The 22,908-nt window shown below is 71.4% G+C and carries 18 protein-coding genes, 4 tRNA genes and 1 other RNA gene; 13 read left to right on the forward strand and 10 right to left on the reverse strand.

What is annotated here, in order from left to right; genetic code table 11:
* Positions 1–152: 152 nt before the first annotated feature.
* The 9 genes from AB0I51_RS16975 (at position 153) to AB0I51_RS17015 (ending at position 5,133) form a co-directional block, all read left to right on the forward strand.
* Positions 153–470, forward strand: coding sequence for an Lsr2 family protein (locus AB0I51_RS16975; RefSeq protein ID WP_019073805.1), 318 nt, complete (start codon positions 153–155; stop codon positions 468–470).
* 381 nt (positions 471–851) lie between these two features.
* Positions 852–923 (forward strand) — tRNA-Gly (locus tag AB0I51_RS16980).
* A gap of 80 nt (positions 924–1,003) precedes the next feature.
* A tRNA-Gly gene (locus AB0I51_RS16985) sits at positions 1,004–1,076 on the forward strand.
* Between the two features lie 128 nt (positions 1,077–1,204).
* Positions 1,205–2,143 (forward strand): ABC transporter ATP-binding protein, encoded by a 939-nt coding sequence (locus AB0I51_RS16990; protein WP_362975753.1) that lies wholly within the window; start codon positions 1,205–1,207, stop codon positions 2,141–2,143.
* Positions 2,140–2,916: an ABC transporter permease gene (locus AB0I51_RS16995; protein WP_362975755.1), complete on the forward strand. Its 777-nt coding sequence runs from the start codon at positions 2,140–2,142 to the stop codon at positions 2,914–2,916. Before AB0I51_RS16990 ends, AB0I51_RS16995 begins: the two co-directional genes overlap by 4 nt.
* A 20-nt stretch (positions 2,917–2,936) precedes the next feature.
* A complete protein-coding gene (locus tag AB0I51_RS17000) occupies positions 2,937–4,199 on the forward strand; it encodes a histidine kinase (protein ID WP_362975757.1) in 1,263 nt (420 codons plus the stop codon).
* A complete protein-coding gene (locus AB0I51_RS17005; protein ID WP_362975758.1) occupies positions 4,196–4,420 on the forward strand; it encodes a hypothetical protein in 225 nt (74 codons plus the stop codon). Before AB0I51_RS17000 ends, AB0I51_RS17005 begins: the two co-directional genes overlap by 4 nt.
* A complete protein-coding gene (locus AB0I51_RS17010; protein ID WP_362975760.1) occupies positions 4,417–5,034 on the forward strand; it encodes a response regulator transcription factor in 618 nt (205 codons plus the stop codon). The genes AB0I51_RS17005 and AB0I51_RS17010 overlap by 4 nt, the downstream gene beginning before the upstream one ends.
* Before the next feature lie 23 nt (positions 5,035–5,057).
* Positions 5,058–5,133: transfer RNA gene (locus AB0I51_RS17015), tRNA-Gly, on the forward strand.
* Between the two features lie 54 nt (positions 5,134–5,187).
* On the opposite strand, the gene AB0I51_RS17020 is transcribed toward AB0I51_RS17015, so the two are convergent.
* The 6 genes from AB0I51_RS17020 to ffs all read right to left on the reverse strand — a co-directional run bounded on the left by AB0I51_RS17020 (position 5,188) and on the right by ffs (position 14,292).
* Positions 5,188–6,087, reverse strand: a complete 900-nt coding sequence (locus AB0I51_RS17020) for a phosphoribosylaminoimidazolesuccinocarboxamide synthase (protein WP_362975762.1) — start codon at positions 6,085–6,087, stop codon at positions 5,188–5,190.
* 122 nt (positions 6,088–6,209) lie between these two features.
* Complete coding sequence (locus AB0I51_RS17025) at positions 6,210–7,724, reverse strand: N,N-dimethylformamidase beta subunit family domain-containing protein (protein ID WP_362975764.1); 1,515 nt, start codon at positions 7,722–7,724, stop codon at positions 6,210–6,212.
* A 199-nt stretch (positions 7,725–7,923) separates the two neighbouring features.
* Positions 7,924–9,795, reverse strand: coding sequence for a hypothetical protein (locus tag AB0I51_RS17030; protein WP_362976036.1), 1,872 nt, complete (start codon positions 9,793–9,795; stop codon positions 7,924–7,926).
* Between the two features lie 289 nt (positions 9,796–10,084).
* The gene (gene purD / locus AB0I51_RS17035) at positions 10,085–11,338 is read right to left on the reverse strand and encodes a phosphoribosylamine--glycine ligase (protein ID WP_362975766.1); all 1,254 of its coding nucleotides are present in this window, start codon (positions 11,336–11,338) and stop codon (positions 10,085–10,087) included.
* A 412-nt stretch (positions 11,339–11,750) separates the two neighbouring features.
* Complete coding sequence (locus AB0I51_RS17040) at positions 11,751–14,099, reverse strand: DNA polymerase III subunit gamma and tau (RefSeq protein ID WP_362975768.1); 2,349 nt, start codon at positions 14,097–14,099, stop codon at positions 11,751–11,753.
* Between the two features lie 98 nt (positions 14,100–14,197).
* Positions 14,198–14,292: signal recognition particle sRNA small type (gene ffs / locus AB0I51_RS17045), an RNA gene on the reverse strand.
* A 72-nt stretch (positions 14,293–14,364) separates the two neighbouring features.
* Here ffs and AB0I51_RS17050 point away from each other — a divergent pair.
* From AB0I51_RS17050 to AB0I51_RS17065, 4 genes are all read left to right on the forward strand, one after another.
* Positions 14,365–14,452: transfer RNA gene (locus AB0I51_RS17050), tRNA-Ser, on the forward strand.
* A gap of 271 nt (positions 14,453–14,723) precedes the next feature.
* A complete protein-coding gene (locus AB0I51_RS17055; protein WP_362975770.1) occupies positions 14,724–17,165 on the forward strand; it encodes a helicase C-terminal domain-containing protein in 2,442 nt (813 codons plus the stop codon).
* Positions 17,166–17,229: 64 nt separating this feature from the next.
* A complete protein-coding gene (locus AB0I51_RS17060) occupies positions 17,230–18,651 on the forward strand; it encodes an ATP-binding protein (RefSeq protein ID WP_362976038.1) in 1,422 nt (473 codons plus the stop codon).
* A gap of 351 nt (positions 18,652–19,002) precedes the next feature.
* Positions 19,003–20,517: a sialidase family protein gene (locus tag AB0I51_RS17065; RefSeq protein ID WP_362975772.1), complete on the forward strand. Its 1,515-nt coding sequence runs from the start codon at positions 19,003–19,005 to the stop codon at positions 20,515–20,517.
* A gap of 165 nt (positions 20,518–20,682) precedes the next feature.
* On the opposite strand, the gene AB0I51_RS17070 is transcribed toward AB0I51_RS17065, so the two are convergent.
* The 4 genes from AB0I51_RS17070 to AB0I51_RS17085 all read right to left on the reverse strand — a co-directional run bounded on the left by AB0I51_RS17070 (position 20,683) and on the right by AB0I51_RS17085 (position 22,849).
* Positions 20,683–20,955 carry a carboxypeptidase-like regulatory domain-containing protein gene (locus tag AB0I51_RS17070; protein ID WP_362975774.1) on the reverse strand — a complete coding sequence of 91 codons (273 nt, stop codon included), beginning with the start codon at positions 20,953–20,955 and terminating at the stop codon, positions 20,683–20,685.
* A gap of 365 nt (positions 20,956–21,320) precedes the next feature.
* Positions 21,321–21,449 carry a hypothetical protein gene (locus tag AB0I51_RS17075; protein WP_362975776.1) on the reverse strand — a complete coding sequence of 43 codons (129 nt, stop codon included), beginning with the start codon at positions 21,447–21,449 and terminating at the stop codon, positions 21,321–21,323.
* Positions 21,446–21,841: an MmcQ/YjbR family DNA-binding protein gene (locus tag AB0I51_RS17080; RefSeq protein ID WP_362975778.1), complete on the reverse strand. Its 396-nt coding sequence runs from the start codon at positions 21,839–21,841 to the stop codon at positions 21,446–21,448. Before AB0I51_RS17080 ends, AB0I51_RS17075 begins: the two co-directional genes overlap by 4 nt.
* A gap of 87 nt (positions 21,842–21,928) precedes the next feature.
* A complete protein-coding gene (locus tag AB0I51_RS17085) occupies positions 21,929–22,849 on the reverse strand; it encodes an SDR family oxidoreductase (RefSeq protein ID WP_362975780.1) in 921 nt (306 codons plus the stop codon).
* Between the last annotated feature and the right edge of the window lie 59 nt (positions 22,850–22,908).

Genomic DNA, 22,908 nt, shown 5'->3' on the forward strand with positions numbered 1-22,908 from the left:
TTGCATTGCCGGGCACTGTACAAATGAATTGCCAATAGCCGATACTTTGCCCATTAACAGGCGGACAGTCGACATCTCCGCACCTCCGTGGCGTCTCCGTGCGCCCTCGCGGATAGTGCGGTTTCAGGTGTCGCACGAAGGGACCGATATTCGTGGCGCAGAAGGTCGTGGTCACTCTCTTTGACGACATCGACGGCTCGGAAGCGGCGGAGACGATCGCCTTCGGACTCGACGGCAAGTCGTACGAGATCGACCTGAATCAAGCCAATGCCAAGAAACTGCGTAAGGCGCTCGCGCCGTACGTGGACGCAGGTCGCAAGCGGTCGAGGTCGGGCAAGGCCTACCGCCAGACCGAGGTGGCCCCCGACCCGGCGGCCGTCCGCGCCTGGGCACAGGCGAACAAGATGGACGTACCGGCCCGCGGACGCATCCCCAAGAAGGTCTACGAGGCGTTCGCCGCCGCGCAGTAGGCGGACCGTGCGGCTGGGCCTGTCCGGCGGATCAGGTCGCAGGAAATCGGCGGGGCCTGATCGGCGCCGGTGAGCGGGGTGTGGTGCGCGCGGCTGCAAGGCGGCGGAGGGCGCCGACGCGATGGGGGCATCTCCTGGCCGAAGGCCGGGGGACGTCGGCGACCGACAACAACGCGACTGGAGGTTCCCCCACGCCTTCAAGGCCGTGGGGGAGCACGCACCACACCCCGCGTCTGCGACAGGATCCGCCGGACGGGCCCCGGGCCGACGACCGGTCACCGGGCCCTCGGGGGAACCGACTTGCGCTGCACCCCTCCTGGTCAGCTAGAGTTCGGAGCACGCCGAGGGGCGAGGCCGAAAGGCCCAGCTCACGGAGTACATGCGGGTGTAGTTCAGTAGCAGAACATCCCCCTTCCAGGGGGAAGGCGCAGTGTGCAATTCCTGTCACCCGCTCTGCATCACCGTCCGGACCACTGCTGTGGATCGGGTAGGCTGGTGCTCGCGCCGATCGGTGAGAGCCGGTCGGAGGCAATGCGGACGTAGCTCAGTTGGTAGAGCGCAACCTTGCCAAGGTTGAGGTCGCCAGTTCGAACCTGGTCGTCCGCTCGGGAAAAAGACCCCGGTCCATTGGACCGGGGTCTTTTCGTGTGCCTCGACGTCCGTCTGACATTTGTCATGCCGAGTGATGACACCTCGCACTGCTGCCGCGTCCCCGCCGCCGGGACGCTGGAGCCATGGACACCAACGAACACGAACACGTGATTGAGGTCACCGACCTACGCCGTGTGTACGGGGGCGGGTTCGAGGCTGTGCGGGGGATCACATTCTCCGTGCGGCGCGGAGAGGTCTTCGCGCTGCTCGGCACCAACGGCGCCGGCAAGACCTCGACCGTCGAGGTGCTGGAGGGCCTCACGGCTCCTTCCGGCGGCCGGGTGCGCGTCCTCGGGCACGATCCCCACACCGAGCGGGCCGCCGTACGGCCGCGGACCGGGGTGATGCTGCAGGAGGGCGGCTTTCCGTCCGAGCTGACCGTCGCCGAGACCGCGCGGATGTGGGCCGGCTGCACGAGCGGGGCCCGGCCCGTGCCGGAGGCGCTCGCGCTGGTCGGGCTTGAGCAGCGGGCCGCCGTACGGGTGAAGCAGTTGTCCGGGGGTGAACGGCGGCGGCTCGATCTCGCGCTCGCGCTGCTCGGGGAGCCCGAGGTGCTGTTCCTCGACGAGCCGACCACCGGTCTTGACGCCGAAGGGCGCCGCGACACCTGGGAGTTGGTGCGTGCGCTGCGGGACGGCGGTACGACCGTGCTGCTGACCACGCACTACCTGGAGGAGGCCGAGGGCCTCGCCGACCGGCTGGCGATCCTGAGCGAGGGGCGGATCGCGGTCACCGGCACGCCGGCCGAGGTCACGGCGGGGCGGCCGTCGCGGATCTCCTTCGAACTCCCCGCGGGCTACTTCGTGGGGGACCTGCCACCGCTCGCCGAACTGGGGGTCGTCGGGCACGAGGTGGCCGGGAGAGTCGTACGGCTGCGGACGCACGAGTTGCAGCGGGCGGCGACCGGGCTGCTGGTGTGGGCCGACCAGGCGCGGATCGAGCTGCGGCGGCTGGAGGTGCGGTCGGCCTCGCTGGAGGAGGCGTTCCTGGGGATCGCTCGGGAACGGGAGGTGGCCGTATGAACGCCGTGACGACTACTCCGGTACGGCGGATGCGGGCGCTGGGGCGGGCCGAGCTGAGTCTGCTCGGGCGGAACCGGAACGCGGTGGTCACGGCGCTGTTCGTGCCGCTGGCGCTGCCGTTCAGTGTGCGGCCCGCGGTCGACCAGCTGGATCTGAAGGGGGAGGGACTGTCGGTCGGCTCGGTGATGCTGACCGCCGCGATCGGCTTCTCGCTGCTCTTCGCCGTGTACTCGTCCCTCGTCAGCGCCTTCGTCGCGCGCCGCGAGGAACTCGTCCTCAAGCGGCTGCGCACCGGGGAACCCGGCGACTCCGAGATTCTCGCCGGCACCGCGCTCCCAGCTGTGTGCCTCGGCTTCGTACAGTCCGTGCTGCTGGCCGTGGCCTGTGTGCTGCTGCTCGACGCCGGGGCCCCCGCGATGCCCCAACTCGTCGTACTGGGGCTGCTGTTCGGCCTGGTCCTGAGCGCCGCGCTGGCGGCTCTCACGGCGAGCGTGACCAGGACGGCGGAGAGCGCGCAGGTGACCGCGCTGCCGATCGTGCTGGTGTCCATGATGGGATCCGGGATCATCGTCCCGCTCCAGCTCCTGTCCGACCGGGTCGCCGACGTCTGCCAGTTCCTCCCCCTCTCCCCCGCGATCCGGCTGATCAGCGGCGGCTGGACCGGCGACCTGTCCGGCTACGACGCACTGGGCGCCGTCCTGACCACGCTGGCCTGGACCGTCCTCGCGGTGTTTGCTGTACGGCGGTGGTTCCGCTGGGAACCGCGGCGCTGACGTACGGGGAGCACCGGATCATGCGGACACCTGGCAGCACGCGTGGCTCCGACGGCTGGTGGCGGCGGAAGACCACGCCCGGGAAGGTCGAGACGTACACCCGGTGGTCCTTCCACTTCTTCGCCGCGGTCGAGGTCGCGGCCGTCGGGCTGCCGCTGTTCGCGCAGGTCGGAGCAGATGTCGCGGGCTGGGCGGCGGTGCTGGTGACCGTGCACGCGCTGCTCTGTTCCGCCACCGCCTCCCGGGCGCTCGACTGGACGCGCGGCCGGCGGGCGCAGCCCGTACGGCTGCTGTGGTTCCTGGGGGCGGTGACCGCGCTGATCGCCGTCGTCGCGATCGTCCTGGGGGAGCGGGGTCCCGACGACAACGAGGTGCAGGCCGCCGCGACCACGCTCCTGGTGGGCGTGCTGAGTTTCGGCACCGGCACCCTGACACTCGGCGTCCGCGGCCGGCGGCAGGTCCTCACGGTGATGGCGGGCGTGGTGGGCGGCACGCCGGTCCTCCAGCTCGCGCTGGGGGTGGCCGCCCCGGCCGCGCTCGTCACCGCGATCATCGTTCTCTTCGCCGCCGGCGGCCTCGCCTTCACCGCCGCCTTCTCCGTGTGGCTCCTCGACGCCGTCTACGAACTCGACGAGGCCCGCGAGACCCGGGCCCGGCTCGCCGTCGCCGAGGAACGGCTGCGGTTCGGGCGCGATCTGCACGACGTGATGGGCCGCAATCTGTCGGTGATCGCGCTGAAGAGCGAACTGGCCGTACAGCTGGCACGGCGCGGGCGGGCCGAGGCCGTGGAGCAGATGATCGAGGTGCAGCGGATCGCTCGGGAGTCGCAACGGGAGGTGCGGGATGTCGTACGGGGCTATCGCGAGACCGCGCTCGATGTCGAACTCGCCGGTGCGCAGGGCGTGTTGACCGCGGCAGGCATCGAGTGCGAGGTGACCGGGGAGGCAGCGGGACTGCCGGCCGAGGTGCAGTCGGCGCTCGGCTGGGTGGTCCGCGAGGCGACGACCAACGTACTGCGGCACGGCAACGCGGGGCGCTGCTCGGTCGCGGTCCGGGTGGCGGAGGGGAGTGTGGTGCTGACGGTGGAGAACGACGGGGCGAAGGCGGTCGACGGGGGTACCGGTGCTGGTGGTGGAGCCGGCGGTGGGGCGGGGCTCGTGGGGCTGCGGGAGAGGCTGACCGCGGTGGGCGGCGAACTGGAGGCGGGGTCCGTGGACGGCGACCGTTTCCGGGTGGTGGCGACCGTGCCGTTGCCGACGGTGGCGGGGGGTGTCGCGTCATGACCGGAATCTCCGGGCGCCCGACGGTCTTCGCGAGCGGAGTCACGGCTCGCCCGCTGTCCGCCGCGAGCCGGGGCGACATCCGCCCACCAATCGTCGCGAGCCGAGTCGGCACCCGCCCGCCAACCGCCGCGCACGGAGCCCCCACCCGTCCGGCGCCCACCGCCCGCCGGATCACCACACACCTGCTGCTCACCACCCCAGTCACCGGAGCCGCCCCATGACCGTCGACGTCGTACGGCTGCTGCTCGCCGATGACGAGCATCTGATCCGGGGGGCGCTGGCCGCGCTGCTCGGGCTTGAGGACGATCTGCTGGTGGTCGCGGAGGCGGCGACCGGGCCCGAGGCGCTGGCCATGGCGCGGGCGCACCGGCCCGATGTCGCCGTACTGGATCTGCAGATGCCGGGGGCCGACGGTGTGAAGGTCGCCACATCCCTGCGCGTCGAACTGCCCGATTGCCAGGTCCTGATCGTCACCGGACACGGCAGGCCCGGTCATCTGAAGCGGGCGCTCGCGGCGGGTGTGCGGGGGTTCGTCCCGAAGACGGTGAGCGCGCAGCGGCTCGCGGAGATCATCCGCACGGTGCATGCCGGACAGCGGTACGTCGACCCGGAGTTGGCCGCCGACGCCATCTCCGCCGGGGATTCGCCGCTGACCGCGCGCGAGGCCGAGGTCCTGGAACTGGCCGCGGACGGGGCTCCGGTCGCGGAGATCGCCGAACGGGCCGCGCTGTCGCAGGGGACCGTACGGAACTATCTCTCTTCGGCCGTCTCGAAACTCGGTGCCGAGAACCGTCATACGGCAGTGCGTCTCGCACGCGAGCGAGGTTGGGTATAGTTGCTCTCGCGCCACGGCGCAGCGCGGACGTAGCTCAGTTGGTAGAGCGCAACCTTGCCAAGGTTGAGGTCGCCAGTTCGAACCTGGTCGTCCGCTCCAGCGAAAACCCCGGTCCGGGTGGACCGGGGTTCTTTCGTGCGCCGAGTGCCGGGGCTAGCTCCAGCTCTGGCCGGTCAGGCGCTCGTACGCCTCGATGTACTTCGCGCGGGTCGCGTCCACGACCTGCTGCGGCAGCGGCGGCGGGGGCTGCTCGCTCTTGCGGTCCCAGCCGGACTCCGGCCCGGTCAGCCAGTCGCGCACGAACTGCTTGTCGTACGACGGCTGCGCGCGCCCCGGCTCCCACTCCTCGGCCGGCCAGAACCGGGAGGAGTCCGGGGTGAGCACCTCGTCGGCGGCGATCAGCGTCTCGCCCTCGTAGCCGAACTCGAACTTGGTGTCCGCGAGGATGATGCCCCGCTCACGGGCGATGTCCCGGGCCCGGCCGTAGACGGCGAGCGTCGCCTGCCGCAGCTGCGCGGCGGTGTCCGCGCCGACCTGCCGGGCGACCTCCTCGTACGACACGTTCTCGTCGTGCTCTCCTACGGCGGCCTTGGTGGCGGGGGTGAAGATCGGGGCGGGGAGTTCGCTGCCGTCGACCAGGCCCTCGGGGAGGGCGAGGCCGCAGACCGTGCGGGACGCGTTGTACTCCACCAGGCCGGAGCCGGTGAGGTAGCCGCGGGCCACGCACTCCACCGGGACCATCCGGAGCGACTTGCAGATCAGGGTGCGGCCCGCCCAGTCGGCCGGGGCGCCGGGCGGGAGTTCGGTGCCCAGGACGTGGTTGGGGATCAGGTCGGCGAGCTGGTCGAACCACCAGATGGAGAGCTGGGTGAGGACGCGGCCCTTGTCCGGGATCTCGGTCGGCAGCACCCAGTCGTAGGCGGACATGCGGTCGCTGGCGACCATCACGAGCTCGCCCGCCTCGTTCTGGTACAGCTCGCGCACCTTGCCGGTGTGGAGGTGCGTCAGGCCCGGGACCTGGAGCGGCTCGGGCTTTTCTACGAATCCGGACACGGGTTCCTCCAGTGGTTGAAAGAAGAGGGGCGCCCGCAGGGCTCAAACAGGGTGGTGGTGGGCGACGGGCGGGCCAACTGGCTCGATTGTCCCGTATGCGCGGCCGGCCTCAGGTCACGGGGTCAGTCGTGCTTGCAAATGCGGTCCAGGAGGTTGGCGGTGGCGCGCTGGACGCGGGCGTCGACGTGGCCGGGGCGGTCCAGGGCCGGTGACCAGGCGAAGGTGCCGGAGGCGAAGACCAGGGAGCCGGACGGCGCCCGGTACAGGGAGGTCTCCTGGTGGCGGAGGGCGCCCTCGCCGTCCGTGTACGGGGAGTGGGCGAGCAGGATGCGCTCCTCGTGCGGGGGGAGCTGGATGCGCGGGAAGTACCGGTCGGCCTCGCCCGCGACCAGGCCCTCGATCCCCTCGCCCTCGGCGGTGCCGGTCGCCTCCCACAGCCAGTGGTCGGCGTTGCGGACGATCAGCGGGTGCGGCTCGGGGACCCGGCCCGCGTACTGGATACCCACCAACTGCTGCTCGGGGCGGTCTACTTCGCGCCACAGCACCGGCTTGCCCGGGCCCCGGCGCTTGCGGCAGGTGAGCAGCCGGTCGGGGACACCGGACGGGGAGGGGGCCAACTCCACCTGCCAGTACATGGTGTTGGCGGAGAGGAAGACGAGTGAGGTGCCGTGCTCGCGGGCCAGTTCGACGGTACGGCGCATGGCGGTCGACCAGTACTCGTCGTGGCCCGGGAAGACCAGCCCCCGGTAGCGGGTGGGGTCGACGTGGCCCGCGTGCAGATCGCGGTGGTCGGCGTAGGCGAGGTCGTAGCCGTAGCGCTCGGCCCAGCGGATGAAGTCGTAGGCGTGGCCCACATGGAGGGGAAGGCCCGCGCCCGCGTACGGGCGGTCGAAGGAGACCGTCGTCGCGGCCTCGGACTCGCCGAGCAGCCGGCCGTCGGCGTCCCAGGCGTGGTAGAGGCTCGCGCCGGTGTGGCCGTCCTCCGGGTAGAGGTTGTACGCCTGCCAGGTGATGTCGGGCAGGAGCAGCAGCAGGTCGGCGGGGTGGTTGTCGCGGACCGTGAAGGGGATGTGGGAGCGGTAGCCGTCGGCGGTGGTGAGGACGGCGACATAGGCGCCGATGCTCCAGTAACTCGGGATCTGCAGCCGCCAGGACAGCCACCAGTGATGGCAGGAGACCGTGCGGTCGGCGGTGAGCGGCGAGGGCTGGACGATGCCCGAGAGACGGGGGCTGGTGGTGATCTTGGCGGCGCCGTCACCGCCGTAGTGGCCGATGCGGTAGATATCGACGCCGAACTCCTGGGGCGGGTCGACGGTGACATGGAAGTCGAGGGCCTCGCCGGGTGCGACCGCGCTCGCGTTGGTGAACCCCTTGATCTGGCGGCGCACGTCGTCGGCGGAGCGCGGGCCGCCGCCTTCGGGCGCGCGCGGGGCGGGGAGCCTGGGGGCGGTCCTGCCGGGGGTGCGCGCCGGAGTGTGGGCGGGGGCCGGGTCCACGTACCAGGGGACCACGTGACCGGTGTCGTCGAAGTAGGTCTCGCTGCCGCGGAGCCAGGGGACGGGGCCCTGTCCGAAGGGGTCCGTCACGGCGTGCGCCAGCGCTCCCGACTCCCAGCGGCGGATCTGCTCCGACCCCATGTCGCTCCCCTCCCTCGTGCCCCCGTGCCGGCTCTTCGCCCGACTGTCGTATGCCGCAAGCCTTTGCCGGATACCGGACGGCGTACGGGATCGGCCCCAGCACATCACATTAAGCACTCACTCTGTCACTGCTCGTCGCGAATTGACCAAAAGTGGAGCTCTGGGTTCCGATACGCGTGAGGGGTGGCGGGGCGTGCCGTCAGACGAGGCGTACCGGCTTCTCCGGGCGTATGCCCAGGTCGATCAGCCACGCCCGCAGCGGGTCCGGGTCGCCGTCCTCCACGAGGCTGAGGACCCTCGGGGCGAGGTCGGCCGCTCTCGTGCCGTTGACGAGCAGGGTGGGGCCGTCGAGCCAGTCGAGGCCCGGGGTCGCGCCGGCCGTGTCCATCGCGGCGCAGCACACCATCGCCGTGACGTGATCGGCGAGCAACTCCCGGCCGCTGCGCGGTGGTTGCAGCGGGAAGAGGGGCAGCGAGCCGTCGTCCCAGAGCGCGGAGTCGGGCCCCTGCCCGGGCGGGGCCGAACCGGTCGCCGGGGCCGCCGCCTCCTCCCGCGCCAACTCCGCGGTGAGCCCGGCGGCGAGCGCCGCGCTGTGGGGCGAGCAGTTCTCGCCGAGCTCGTCGTCCTCGGCCGCCATCGCCTTGTAGTGCTCAGGGGAGTGGGGGGCGGTGTCCCGCTCCGCGGGTGGGGTGGTGACAGTCGGCTCGGTCGCGTACGGCTCATCGTCCGCGTCGGAAGCCGCGTCGGCAGCCGCCTGGTCGCCGGGCTCGGCGTACCGGCCCGCCACCGCCGGGTCCGTCAGGTGGTCCACCACCCGGGCCAGGGTCGGGGCGTCGTGGTGCGGGGTGACGGGGTCGGGGGAACGGCGGACGCCGAGGCTGTCCAGGACGCGGTGGAGGCGGGCCGCGTCGGTGCGCCAGGTGCGGTCGACCACCTCCTCCGGATACTCCTGCCAGTCCACCGGCGCCCAGTCGGGTCCGGCCTCGGCCGGGCCGCCGTGGAAGAGGCGGGCAGCGAGGAGCGAGGTCGCCTCGTCGATGGTGCCGGGCTCTTCGAGCAGGTCGCAGGCGGGGCGCTCGCCGAGCCGGGAGGCGAAGCCCTCGGCCAGCCGGTCGCGGCGGGACAGCTCGGTGAGCGCCGCGACGACGCCCGCGTCCAGCCGGGACGGCCAGCGGCCCATCCGCCACGCGGGCAGCGCGACCCGGGTCAGCAGCCGGTCCCAGCCCGCGTACGCCAGCCCCACCTGCTCCTGGGCGACGATCCGCAGTCCGTAATCCACAGCCTGTGCACGCTCGGCGGCAGCGGCGGCCACACCCCGCTCCATCTCGGCCGCGTGCCCACGGCAACTGCGCAGCAGCAGCCGGGCCACCCAGCCGACACCGGCGAGCACCGAGCGGAACCCTGGACCACGGGGTGCCGAGGTCACGGCCACCGCCGCGTCCAGGCCCCGCACGAAACGGCGTGCGGCGGCTATGTCCGGGTGCGCGGAGGGTCCCGTACCCGCGACGACCGGGGCGAGCACCGCGCGCAGCTCACCGACCCGCATCCACCACAGGAACGGGGAGCCGATGACGAGGACGGGCGAGGCCGCCGTACGACGAGAGCGAGCCGGGGTGAGGCCCCGTACTCCCGTGATCTCGTCGCGGTCCTCGTGCGGGAGCGGGCCGTGGGCCGGGTGGGTGCGGTCCTCCAGCCAGCTGTCGCAGTCCGGGGTGAGGGCTATCGCGGACGGCGCGGGAACGTCGAGGCGGTCGGCCAGGTCGCGCACCATGCGGTACAGGTCGGGGGCCGACTCCTCGGCGATCGCGACCGTGGGGCTCACGGCGGGCCGGGAGCGCGCGACGACCAGCGCGATCGCGCCGGCCGCGAGCAGCACGAGGACCGCGGCCACGCCCATGATCCAGCGGGCGAGGTCCCAGCCCCGGCCCACGAGATGGCCGGTGGAACCACCGGCGAGCAGGATCACCGCGACGGCGGCGGGCAACAGGGCGACGGCCAGCGCGCGGCTGCGGATGCGCAGCACGGCCAAGGCCCTGGAGCGCGCCGCCTGCGCGCCCGCCTCCACACCCATACCGGTCACGACCGGACCTCACCCCCTCCGTGCTGTCCCGCTCTGCTGGCGTTGCTCACTCCCCCACTGTGGCACCCGCCACTGACATCGCAATGCCGGTGGGCCAAGTGCCGGAACGCTTGCGCCGCACCATAGTTGGGGCCCCGGCCCCCGTCAGCCGGATGGGGCATCGGTCACTCGATGGAATGGCTCAGGGGAAAGGTGGATGACGGAGGGCAAGGATCAGGCCCCGAATCCTGAGACGAATTCGGGGCCTGCGGGGTTCATCGGGGTGCGGGAGCGCTTGGGTCTACTCGCCCGCCGCCGCCTTCGCCGCGATGTCCGTGCGGTGCTGGGAGCCGTCCAGGCGGATCCGGGCCACGGCCGCGTAGGCGCGTTCGCGGGCCTGCGTCAGATCCCTGCCGGTGGCCGTGACGGACAGGACCCGGCCGCCCGCGCTGACGACCGCGTCACCGTCGTGCCTGGTCCCGGCGTGCAGCACATACGCATGCGGGGCGTCCTGTGCGGCCACCTCGTCGAGGCCGGTGATCGGGTCGCCGGTGCGCGGGGTGTCGGGGTAGTTGTGCGAGGCGATGACGACGGTGACCGCCGCATCCTCGCTCCAGCGCAGGGGCGCCAGGTCTTCGAGGGTGCCGTTCGCCGCGGCGAGCAGGACACCGGCCAGCGGGGTCTTCAGCCGGGCCAGGACCACCTGGGTCTCCGGGTCGCCGAAGCGGGCGTTGAACTCGATGACCCGCACACCGCGACTCGTGATCGCGAGACCGGCGTAGAGCAGGCCGGAGAAGGGGGTGCCGCGGCGCCGCAGCTCGTCGACGGTCGGCTGGAGGACGGTCTGCATGACCTCGTCCACCAGCTTCGGGTCGGCCCACGGCAGCGGGGAGTACGCGCCCATGCCGCCGGTGTTCGGCCCCTCGTCGCCGTCCAGCGCGCGCTTGAAGTCCTGCGCGGGCTGGAGTGGGGCGACGGTCACGCCGTCGGTGATCGCGAAGAGCGACACCTCGGGCCCGTCGAGGAACTCCTCGATGACGACCCGCTCGCAGGCGTTGGCGTGTGCCTTCGCCGCGTCGAGGTCGCCGGTCACCACGACACCCTTGCCGGCGGCCAGTCCGTCGTCCTTCACGACGTACGGCGCACCGAAGGCGTCGAGAGCCTCCTCGACCTCCTCCGGCGTCGTACAGACATACGAGCGGGCGGTCGGGACACCGGCCGCCGCCATCACTTCCTTGGCGAAGGCCTTGGAGCCCTCCAGCTGCGCGGCCTCCCCGGAGGGGCCGAAGACCGGGATGCCGGCCTCGCGCACGGCGTCGGCGACCCCGGCGACGAGGGGTGCCTCCGGACCGACCACGACCAGCTCGGCACCGAGCTCCGTGGCCAGCGCGGCCACGGCGGCACCGTCGAGGGCGTCGACCGGGTGCAGTTCGGCGACCTCGGCGATGCCGGCGTTGCCTGGAGCGCAGTGCAGCGCGGTGACGTCGGGGTCGAGGGACAGAGAACGGCACAGGGCGTGTTCGCGGGCGCCGGTACCAATGACGAGGACCTTCACGGGGGTCAGCCTAGGACACGGTGGGGGTGGGGTGGGTCGGGGCGGGGGTTGGGCGGGGGCGAGCGCGGGGTTGCGGCCGGGTGAGGGGGGTGGCTGGCTCGGGTTCATTGGGGGGTGTGCGGGCGAGCGCGGGGTTGCCGCCGGGTGAGGGGGGCCGGCTCGGGTTCATTGGGGGTGTGCGGGCGAGCGCAGGGTTGCGGCCGGGGCGGGAGTGGGTGGCACCGGTTCATGGGGTGTGCGGGCGAGCGCGGGGTTGCCGCCGGGGCGGGAGTGGGTGGCACCGGTTCATCGCGGGGTGCGGGGGCGTGGGGGCTGGTCGCGCAGTTCCTCGCGCCCCTGGGGGCGTCGGGGTGAGGCGGTGTGGGGAGGCGCGGTCCGTGCCGGGGCCGGTGCTGTGCGTCGCGGGCGGTGTCTAGTCGTTGGTGAACTCCTCCATCACTGTCGCTCCCAGCTCCCGCACGATCAGTTCGTGGCCGGAGAGGGCCGACTCGTCGAGGTCGGGGTCGTCGTCCTCGGGGGTGTCGTCCTCGGCGGAGACGGTGTGGTGGACGGGGGCCGGGGAGGGGGCGGCAGGGGGCTGGGGCTGGGCGGGCGCCTGTGCCGAGGGTGAGTTCGTGGTGTTCGTGGGTGCGGGCGCGGAGGCAGGGGTGGGCTGCGGGGATGCCGGGCGGGAGGCGGGCGCGGCGGGGCTGCCGTAGCCACCGGGTGCGGTGCCGTAGCCACCCGCCGCGCCGCCGCCACCGCCGTAGGAACCGCCCGGCGGCGGGGGCGGGGTGCCACCGCCCGACGGGTCGACGACTGCCTCGATCTTCCACTGGACGTTGAACTGCTCGGCCAGCGCCTGCTTCAGTACGTCCTCGCTGCCGCTGCTGTTGAAGTTGTCCCGCGCCCCGGCGTTGACGAAGCCGATCTGGAGGGTCGTGCCGTCGAAGCCAGTGACCTGGGCGTTCTGGCTGAGCAGGATCCAGGTGAAACGGCGGCGGTTCTTCACCACTTCCAGGATGTTCGGCCAGAGCATCCTGGGGTCGAGGCTGCCGGCCGGGGGTTGAGCGGGGGCCGCGGCGGGAGCCTGGGGTGCGGAGGCCGCTACGGCCGCGGGTGCGGGCGGAGGTGCGCTGTGGGCGGACGGGGACTGCCCGCCGCCCGCCGGGGTTGCCGTGGGCCAGCCGCCCGGGCGGCGACCGCTGCCTGCGGCCGTGGCGGTGGGCCAGGCGCCCGGGGCGGGAGCGGTGGCAGGGGGTTGCGCCTGGGGTTGCGGCTGCGCGGGCGCCTGAGGCGGCGGGGCGGGCTGGGAGTGGGCGGCGGCCGCGGGGGCGGGCGCCTGCTCCGGCGGCATCGCGGGAGCGGCCGGTGTCGTACCGGCGAAGGGGGCGCCGGAGGCGGGGGCCGCGGCGGCGCCAGGTGCCCCTGGACCTCGTACCGCGGCCCGGGCGGCAGCGGCACCGCCGCCCGGCGGGACGGATGGGGCGCCGCCTCCGCCGTAGGCCTGGGGCTGGGGTTGGACCTGCGTCCGGGCCTGTGCCTGTGCCTGGGGATGGCCGCCGTGGGCTTCAGGTCCGGGGACGTATCCCATGGCGGGCGCTCCCCCGCCGCCCACGAAGTTGACGCCTCGTTCGAGTCGGTCGAGGCGGGCCATGACCGACTGCTCGTCGCCGTACGCAGCGGGGAGCATCACGCGGGCGCAGATGAGTTCCAGCTGGAGGCGGGGGGAGGTGGCGCCGCGCATCTCGGTCAGGCCGGTGTTGACGAGGTCGGCGGCGCGGCTGAGTTCGGCCGCACCGAAGGTGCCGGCCTGTGCCTGCATGCGTTCCAGGACATCGGCCGGGGCGTCGATGAGGCCCTTCTCCAAGGCGTCGGGCACGGCGGCGAGAATCACCAGGTCGCGGAGCCGTTCCAGCAGGTCGGCGACGAAACGGCGGGGGTCGTTGCCCCCCTCCATGACGTGGTCGACGACCTCGAAGGCGGCGGCGCCGTCACCGGTGGCGAAGGCCTCGACCACGGAGTCGAGCAGCGACGCGTCCGTGTAGCCGAGGAGGGAGGTCGCCATGGCGTAGGTCACACCGTCGGTGCTCGCGCCCGCGAGCAGCTGGTCCATGACGGACATGGAGTCACGAACGGAACCGGCACCCGCGCGCACGACGAGCGGCAGCACGCCGTCCTCGACAGGGATGTTCTCCCGCCCGCACACCTCGCCGAGGTAGTCGCGAAGCGTCCCCGGCGGCACGAGCCGGAAGGGGTAGTGATGGGTCCGCGACCGAATCGTCCCGATGACCTTCTCGGGCTCGGTGGTCGCGAAGATGAACTTGAGGTGCTCCGGGGGCTCCTCGACGACCTTGAGCAGGGCGTTGAAGCCCGCCGACGTGACCATGTGGGCCTCGTCGATGATGTAGATCTTGTACCGGCTGCTCGCGGGCCCGAAGAAGGCCTTCTCGCGCAGCTCACGGGCGTCGTCCACACCACCGTGCGACGCGGCGTCGATCTCGATGACGTCGATCGATCCGGGCCCGTTGCGTGCAAGGTCGCGGCAGGACAGGCACTCGCCGCAGGGCGTGGGCGTAGGTCCCTTCTCGCAGTTCAGACAGCGGGCCAGGATGCGCGCGCTCGTGGTCTTGCCGCAGCCGCGCGGCCCGCTGAACAGGTACGCGTGATTGACCCGGTTGTTCCGCAGCGCCTGCTGCAACGGGTCGGTTACATGCTCCTGCCCGATGACCTCGGCGAACGACTCCGGGCGATAACGGCGGTACAGCGCGAGAGACGACACGCGTACGAGGTTATAGGCGCGCACTGACAACGGGCGCCGACGGGCGAGCTCGCGCGGACGCCGGAGCGGCAGACACCGGGGCACCGGACACCGGACACGTAAGCGCCCCCCACGCACCCGCCAGAGCCAACCTACCCTTGCTGCCTTCCGGCCCTGGGGGAGTTCAGTCAGATAGCGCCGCGTGAGGGGCTCCGCACAGGCTACAGGATCTGAGCGGGGGGAACGAGTTCGCGAGCACTCCTCAACGTCTTGTATTGTTTGCCGCGGAGGATTCGCCTAGTGGCCTAGGGCGCACGCTTGGAAAGCGTGTTGGGGGCAACCCCTCACGAGTTCGAATCTCGTATCCTCCGCCAGTGCCTCACCGGGCACGATGTCGAAGGGCCCCACCTCGCGGTGGGGCCCTTCGACGTGCACTGGTTGCATTTCTGGTTGTATTTACAAGCTTCCATTTCAGACATTTAGCCGAACTGTCGGCCCTCTCGCGCCGCAATTGAGACGGCCCACAAGCCGCCGATGCCCGCCAAGGGGGAACCTGCCCCGTGCGGCACCCGCGGATCACAGAGATACGCCATCCTTGATTCGGCCCCGCTACGAAGCTCCCTGGTCTGACGAGGTGCACGTCGCATGAAGTCCCGATCCACGCTGGCGACATGGCTCGGCAGCCTCGACGGCTCTCGTCTGGCACGCGTGCTCGGGGCACGGCAGGACGCGGTGTCGCCTCCGGAGCCGCGTTCGTTGGGGGAACTGGCGGATCGGCTTCAGCGCCCGGGATCGGTGGCGCTGGTCCTGCCGCGGCTCGCGCTGCCGCACCTCCAGGTGGCCGAGGCGCTGGCGGCGCTGGGGGTCCACGCATCGCGCGATGCTCTGGTGAAACTGCTGGGAGTCGTGGACGACGCGACCACCCGCGAACTGGACGCCGTACTGGAGGCGCTGGCCGATCACGCTCTGGTCTGGCCGGACGGCGCGGGGCAGCCCCGTATGACCGGACCACTGCGGCAGGCATGGGACACACCCCTGGGGCTGGATGCTGCGCTGGAGGAACTGCTCGCGGGCACGACCTCCGACGAACTGCGCGGCATGCTGGTGGCACTGGGCGTCAAGCCGCCGGGCGCCAAGCCGCAGCGACTGGCCGCCCTGGTGGAGCACCACAGCGACCCGGAGCAGATCGCCTCCGTGGTCGCAAAGGCCCCCGAGACCGCCCGGAAACTGCTCGACCGCCTGGCGCGGACCTCGGCGAGGCAGCCGCAGTTCGTCGTGTCCGGGTTTCCTGGGCCCGAGCTCGAACCGGGCGCACGATGGGCACTGGACCGGGGGCTCCTCATCCAGGACCGGCACCGATACGGCCCGGCGCGTATGCCCGCCGAGGTGGCACTCGCGCTGCGCGGGCCCGGGTGGCACGCCCCGTTCGAGCCCGTCCCACCGTGCCCCCGGCCGGCATCTGTCACCCCGGCGGAGACCGATCGCGAAGCATCGGCCGCGGCCACGGCCTTCGTCACCCATGCCGCCTCGGTCCTGGCGGCCTGCTCGGCAACCGCACCGGCCCGGTTGAAGTCCGGCGGGATCGGTGCGCGGGAACTGGCCCGGATCGGCAAGGCAGCCCAGGCCGACGACGCTGTCGTACGCATCACCTTGGAGACCTCGTACGCCGCTGGGCTACTGGGCCGGGACGGCGACCGGGTGGCCCCCACCGAGGCATACGACGCCTGGGCGGAACAGGAACCCCCGGAACAGTTCGCACTGCTGCTCCGGGCGTGGCAGAACCTGCCGCTCACCCCCACCCAGGCACGGGACGAGGACAACAGAGCGCTCCCCGCCGTCGCCGGAGCACCTCCCTGCGGCGGCTGTGCGCAGGCCCGCCTCGGGCTGTTGGCCGCGGCGGCACAGCTCCCGGCAGGGCAGGGTGCGCGAGTCGCCGCGGAGCTGGGGCCACTGATCGCCTGGCACCGCCCCCTCGCCCACTCGTCACCTCAGGACGGAACGCCGTTCGCCGCCGTGATCCGTGAGGCCGAGCTCCTCGGAGTACTCGCGCGTGGCGCCCTGTCCGCTCTCGGCATCCACCTTCGGACCGGCGATACGGAGGCGCTGAGCATCGAGTGCCGGCGACTGGTCCCCTCGGCCACGGCAGTGGCCCGGATCGGCGCCGACCTCACCGCCGTCGTCACCGGCACGCCGTCCACGCGACTGACCGCGCTCCTGGATTCCGTCGCCGATCGGGAGACCAGCGGCACGGCATCGGTGTGGCGGTTCAGCGCCGGCGGTGTCCGCCGCGCTCTGGATGCCGGCCGCATCCCCGAGGACATCGCAGCCGACCTGGCCGCTGTCGCCGGCGGGCCCCTGCCACAGCCGCTGTCGTATCTGATCGCCGACACCGCGCGCGGCCACGGACGCGTGCGCATCGCCCCTGCCGGCTGCGTCATCCACGGCGACGAGCCCGTGCTCCTGGCCGAGCTCGCCGCCCACCGAGGGCTCGCCGGGCTCGGACTGCGGCAGCTGGCGCCGACGGTGCTCATCAGTCGCAGCCCGATCGACACCACCCTCGCCGCGCTCCGGGCCGAGGGATACGCCCCTGTCGCCGAGACTGCCGAGGGCACGGTGCGCATCGAGAAGGCCCGGCCTCAGCGGGCCGCCGCCGCTCGCGTTCCCACTCCACGCGCCACCAGCACGCGGGGCAGCGGCCGCATGGCTGTCGCTGCCACGCGCGCGAAGGCACCCGCCGCCGTCGACCCGAACACCTTGGCGGACCAGCTTCTGGCCGCCCCGCCCACGACTCCCGAACCCGCGCCGTTCGACGGAGGGGTTCCCTTCGCCACGGACACCGAAGAGATCGTCGCAGGGTGGGCGAAGCGCCTGCCGTACAGCGACATCCGCCAGCTCGCGCATGCCATCGATGCCGGTCAGCCCATCACCGTCGAATACGTCGCCACCTCTGGCAGGCAGACTGTGCGTACCCTCAGCCAGCTCGAACTCGACCCGCCCTACCTGGAAGCCTGGTGCCACCTGCGGGAGGCCGAGCGCGTTTTCACCCTCTCCCGCATCCACAGCGTCATGAGTGTCATGCCCGAATGAAAAGGGCGATGGTATCGGTAGGGATAGTATCTCCAGCGATACCATCGCCCGCGGGAGGCTTGCCATGCGTCGCTTCATCGGGCGGGACCGCGAGCTGAACCTGCTCGGCAACGCCTTGCGGGCGGTTCATGATGCGGCCGGGTCGGCGAAACCAGGCCAGTGCATCCTCATGCGCGGACGGCGGCGGGTCGGCAAGTCCAGCCTCGTCGAGGAATTTCTCCGGCGCACCGAGACGCCGTACCTCTTCTTCACCGCGGCGGGCGGCACGGCGGACGACGAGCTGACAGAACTGCTCGACGCCGTCGCCAGATCCACCCTCCCGGAGCGCGGACTGTTCTCGGAGGAGGCCCCGGAGCAGTGGAATGCGGCATTCAGGCTGCTTGCCGAGGTCCTGCCCGACGACAGCCCGAGCGTGGTCGTCATCGATGAGGTTCCGTATCTCATGGACCGAATCGACACGTTCGAGGGGATGTTGCAACGGGCCTGGGACCGGCTGCTCAGCCGCAAGCCCGTGCTCCTCCTCCTGGTCGGATCCGACCTGTCGATGATGGAGGCGCTGAACAGCTACGACCGCCCCTTCCATCAGCGGGGCCGGGAAATGGTCGTGGGGCCGCTGAACCCGGCCGACATCGGCGAGATGCTCGACCTGTCGCCGGCGGTCGCTTTCGACGCCGCCCTGATCACGGGCGGTCTTCCGCTGGTCTGTGCGGAGTGGCGGGCCGGAGCCGACGTCTGGGAATTCCTCCGCGACTCGCTCGACAACCCGATCTCGGCGCTGCTGGTCTCCGCCGAACGTTCACTGGCCGCGGAGTTCCCACCGCAGGCGATGAGCAGGGAAGTCCTACGGGCCATCGGAGCCGGGGAACGAACCTTCACCAACATCGCGCGCGCCGCCGGTGGCATCGCCCACACCACGCTTACCCGGGCAACGGACGTCCTGACCGAGAAGCGGGTGGTGGCAGCCGAACTGCCCCTCTCCATGCGCCCGTCGAAAGAACGCCGCTACCGGGTGTCAGACCCTTACCTGCGGTTCTGGCTCGCGTTTCTGGATCCGCACATGGCTGAGATCGAGCGGATGCGGGGAGATCTCACGCTGAGCCGGATCAGGGAGCAGTGGACGAGTTGGCGGGGCCGCGCGATCGAGCCCCTGGTCCGGGAATCCCTCGCCCGTCTCCTGCCGGACGGGCTCCTGCCCGCCGCCCCGGCGATCGGCGGCTACTGGACCCGCAGCAACGACGTCGAGATCGACTTGGTCGGCGCCGACCGGCAGCCGGTGGCCAAGCAGTTGCTCTTCCTCGGCTCGATCAAGTGGCTGGAGAACTCCCCGCTCGACAACCACGACCTGGCCGCGCTGCAGAAGCACCGGGCGGCGATCACCGACGAGCCAGTGCCGCTCGTGGCAGTTTCCCGAAATGGAATCAGCTGTACTGGGCTTCATGCGGCGTACGGGCCCGACGAACTGCTCAGTGCCTGGCGCAGAGCATGAGCATGAGCAGCGGCTGAGGTGCCGTGGTCGCAGTTCTGGTCCTGCCGTGTGCCGTCCCACCGGCAAGGGCTGGCCGTCATCAGGCGTGGTGCGGCAAGGCCGGCCGTCGGGGTGTCCGAGGGTCAAGGGGATGTCAATTCCCGCCGATACGGGCTGTGTTGCCATGGAAAGAGTTGACATGACCATGCTTGCGCAGCAGAGTGGCGGCGTCCTTCAGCACGTCCAGCACGACGTTCGGTTCGGCCGGGCTCCGCCCGCCCTCACGGCGCGGACGTGTACGAGGCATGCTCCCGACCCAACTTCGCGACGCACCGATGCCGGACGTGCCCCTTCTTCGAAAGGGAACGGATCATGTCCCTGGCATCCCTGCTCCACCGCCTGGCGAGACCCGGCCTGGTGACGGCGGCCCTCGCGGCCGGCTTGCTGACCCTGTCGACGACCACCGCCAGCGCCGCGCCCGCCCTCACCCAGATCAGCACCGACCCCTACACCAACTCCACCAGCCAGCACGCCACCGAGGTCGAGCCGGACACGTTCTCGTACGGCTCCACGATCGTCTCCGCCTTCCAGGTCGGCCGGTTCACCGACGGCGGCTCCTCCAACGTCGGCTTCGCGACCTCCACCGACGGCGGCGGCACCTGGACCAAGGGATTCCTGCCGGGGATCACCACACAGGCAGGCGGCACCTTCCAACGGGTCAGCGACCCGTCGGTGGCCTACGACGCCAAGCACAACACCTGGCTGATCTCCTCCATCCCCATCACGTCCTCCGTCACTGTGCCCCAGGTGTACACGAGCCGCTCGACCGACGGCGGCCTGACCTGGAGCAACCCCGTCATCACCGCGACGGGCTCCAGCCTCGACAAGAACTGGATCGTCTGCGACAACACCGCCACGAGCGCCTTCTACGGCAACTGCTACACCGAGTACGACAACAACGGCGACGGCGACCGCATCAAGATGACCACCTCCTCCGACGGAGGACTCACCTGGGGCGCCTCGAAGAACACCGGCAACAACGCCACCGGCCTGGGCGGACAGCCCGTCGTCCAGCCGAACGGCACCGTGGTGGTACCGATCGCCAACGCCTCGGAGACCGCGATCCGCGCCTTCACCTCCACCAACGGCGGCAGCACCTGGACCAACGCCACCACCGTGGCCACCGTCAGCACGTTCACCGTGCGCGGGAGCCTGCGCAGCGGCCCGCTGCCCTCCGCCGAGATCGACGCCGCCGGGAAGGTTTACGTCGTCTGGCAGGACTGCCGCTTCCGCGCGAGCGGCGGCTCCTGCACCGCCAACGACATCGTGATGGCGACGACCACCAACGGCACCACCTGGTCGTCGGTGACCCGCATCCCGATCGACGCGACGACCAGCACCGTCGACCACTTCATCCCCGGCCTCGCCGTCGACCCGACCACCTCGGGCAGCACCGCGCACCTGGCGCTGGCGTACTACTACCACCCGGTCGCCAACTGCACGGCCGTCACATGCCAGTTGGACGTCGGGTACGTCTCCTCGACCAACGGCGGCAGCACCTGGACGGCGCCGACCCAGCTGGCCGGTCCGATGACCCACTCCTGGCTGGCGAGCACCACGCAGGGCACCATGGTCGGCGACTACATCTCGACGTCCTTCTCCGGCGGAACGGCACACCCCGTTTTCGCCGTCGCCTCGGCCCCCAGCGGATCGGTCTTCAACGAGGCGATGTACACGCCGACTTCGGGCCTCACCGCGGCCACCGGCACCACCACCGCAACGACCGCCACCGCACGTGACAACGCCCTCTCGGCCCGCCTGGCCGCGATCGCCTACGCCCAATGGCTGGCCAACGGCGGCACCGGGGGCGGCGAGGACAGCCCCTGACCGAAAACCCCTGATCGCAACAGCCGCCCCGGCAGGTTCGCCGGGGCGGCTCTGCGCCACATCTCCTTCGAACCGGAGGACGAGGAGTTGGACGTGGTGTCGACGGACCCGTGCTCGGTGCCGTTCTGATGGACAACGGCAGGTCCACCGCTGCTGTATCACCCGTCAGCGAATATCCGAGTCGGAGAAGATTTCGACCGTGGTGAACCGTCCTCTCCTGACGGTGACGGACGCCGGCTGGGCGACCGGGACGACGGCGCCGGTGAGATTGGCCGGGCTGATGGTGCAGGTGCCTGGCGGCAGCGGGATGCGGAAGTGGCCGTCGGCGTCGCTGGTGGTCTCGGTGACCGCCTGTTCGGCATCGCCGCTGGTGATGGTCAGGCGGGCGCTCAGGGGCCGGTCGGGGCAGGGGCTGTGGCCGCAGCCGCCGTCGACCATGGTGCGGCCCCTGACCCCCGAGCCGGGTACGGTCGGCGATTCGGCTCCGGGAAAGTCCCCGCATCCGGTGGCCGAGAGCGCGGCGGCCGGCGCCAGGGTGGGCCTGGCCAGGGGGCCGGGCGGAGAGGGACGCACGTTGTGCGGCTCGGGCTGGGCCCTGGTGGAAGCCGACAGGTTCGCGGATTCCTGGGGGCTCAAGATGGCGACTTGGCCGGCCATCTGAGGTTGGGACGGCGATCGTCCAGCCGGTTGGGGCAGCAGGGGCTCATACGGCCTGCGCTCGGGGGAACCGCGTTCCGGTGCCCGCATGTGCTCGGGCTCGCACTTGACCGTGATGATCTGTTCGTCCGGGTCGTCGGTGACGATCAGGACACCTTGTCCGCGACCTTGTACACGTCGAGTCCGGGAGTGAAGGGGTAGCCGTGGCTGACGTCGGGGGGATCGAGGGCCGCCTTGCGGACGGTGATCCGAAGGCGGTCACCGGCTGCGCTCACCGGCCTGCCCGAGTGCCGGTGCCGTAGGTGTGCGGGTCGACGGGCTGCTCGGCCTTGGGCAGGTGGGAGACGACGAGCAGGTAGGAGTCGGTGACGAGTTCCGTGACGAGCTGCTCGTCGACGCCTGTCCCGCCCTCCAGCGTGATCCAGTGCTTCTTGTTCATGTGGTAGCCGGGGGTGATGCGGCTGTTGTGTTCCCGGAGAGCCTGGGCCTCGCCGGGGTCCGCCTTGAGGATCACGACGGGGCGCCCGGGGACTTCGGTCATCAGCATGAACACCTTGCCGCGTGCCTTGAAGACCTCCCAGTCGGGGCCGAAGGGATGCTCCAGCTGGGCTCCGGGAAGTTCCTGCGCGCATTCGGCAGCGAACGTCTGCAGGGTCGGTCCGTTCATGGGTGTTTCCTTTCTCGGGTCCAGGAGGGGTGGGCCCGAGGCCTCCTGGTCAGATCGCCGGGCGGCGAGGGGCGGGACGCGGGCCTGTCATCGGTGCTGTGCGGTGCGCAGCTCGTCGGTGAACTGGGCGAGGGCGTCCTCGGCCGTGGGGACGGAGCCGAACAGCTGCTCCTGGCGGCGGGGGTCGGCGACGTAGCGTCCGGTGTCGAACCAGCCGAACATCGCGGCCATGTCCTCGACCACCGGATTGAAGCGGCCGACGACGGCTCCTGCGGCGCGGACGACGACGGAGGGGAGGGCCCACACCTTGATCTTCTTTCCGGCCCGGTGGCCCATCGCGTCGGCCACCTCGCGCATGCTGACCGGACGGTCCCAGCCGATGTCGATCCGCTCACCGGCCTCCGCCTCGGCGTCGACCGCGACCGCCAGGTAGGCCGCGAGATCGGAGGTGCGGACGAAGGTCAGCGGAACGGTGGCCTTGGACATCCAGATCAGGCGGCCCTTGTCGAGCGGGTTGCCCGCCATGGTCGCGACCTGGTCGAGGAAGGCCCCCGGGCGCAGGGCGACTAACGGGACGCCCCGCTGTTCGAGTCTGTCCTCGGCGAGCTTCTTGTGCCAGAAGTGCGGGACATCGGGCGTCTGGTCGCTGGTGAGGATGCTGGTCAGGACGAACCGCCGGATGCCGGTGCGGTGGGCGGCCTCGGCGAGGTTGGCGTTGCCAATGGTGTCGATGTCGTTGGCGTTCTTGCCGCCGCGGGTGTAGCCGGCGGCGGTGGTGATGACGGCGTCGGCGCCGTTCATGGCGGCCACGAGTGAGTCGACGTCGAGCATGCCGCCGCGGGCGATCTGAACGCCCCGGCTTTCGAGTCGGCTGGCGTCGCTGGCCGGCCTCACCAGGGCGCGGACGTTCTTGCCGCGCGCCAGGAGTTCGTCGACGACCTTGCTCCCCAGGGAGCCGGTCGCCCCGACGACGAGGACCGGGAGGGTGGTTGAGTCGGTGGCAGGCATGGGGTTTCACTTTCCGTCAGGTCGTCAGCGAGGGGTTTGGTGGGGGCGGGGGTGGCTGC

The organism is Streptomyces sp. NPDC050549 (assembly GCF_040655035.1).
GTDB lineage: Bacteria > Actinomycetota > Actinomycetes > Streptomycetales > Streptomycetaceae > Streptomyces.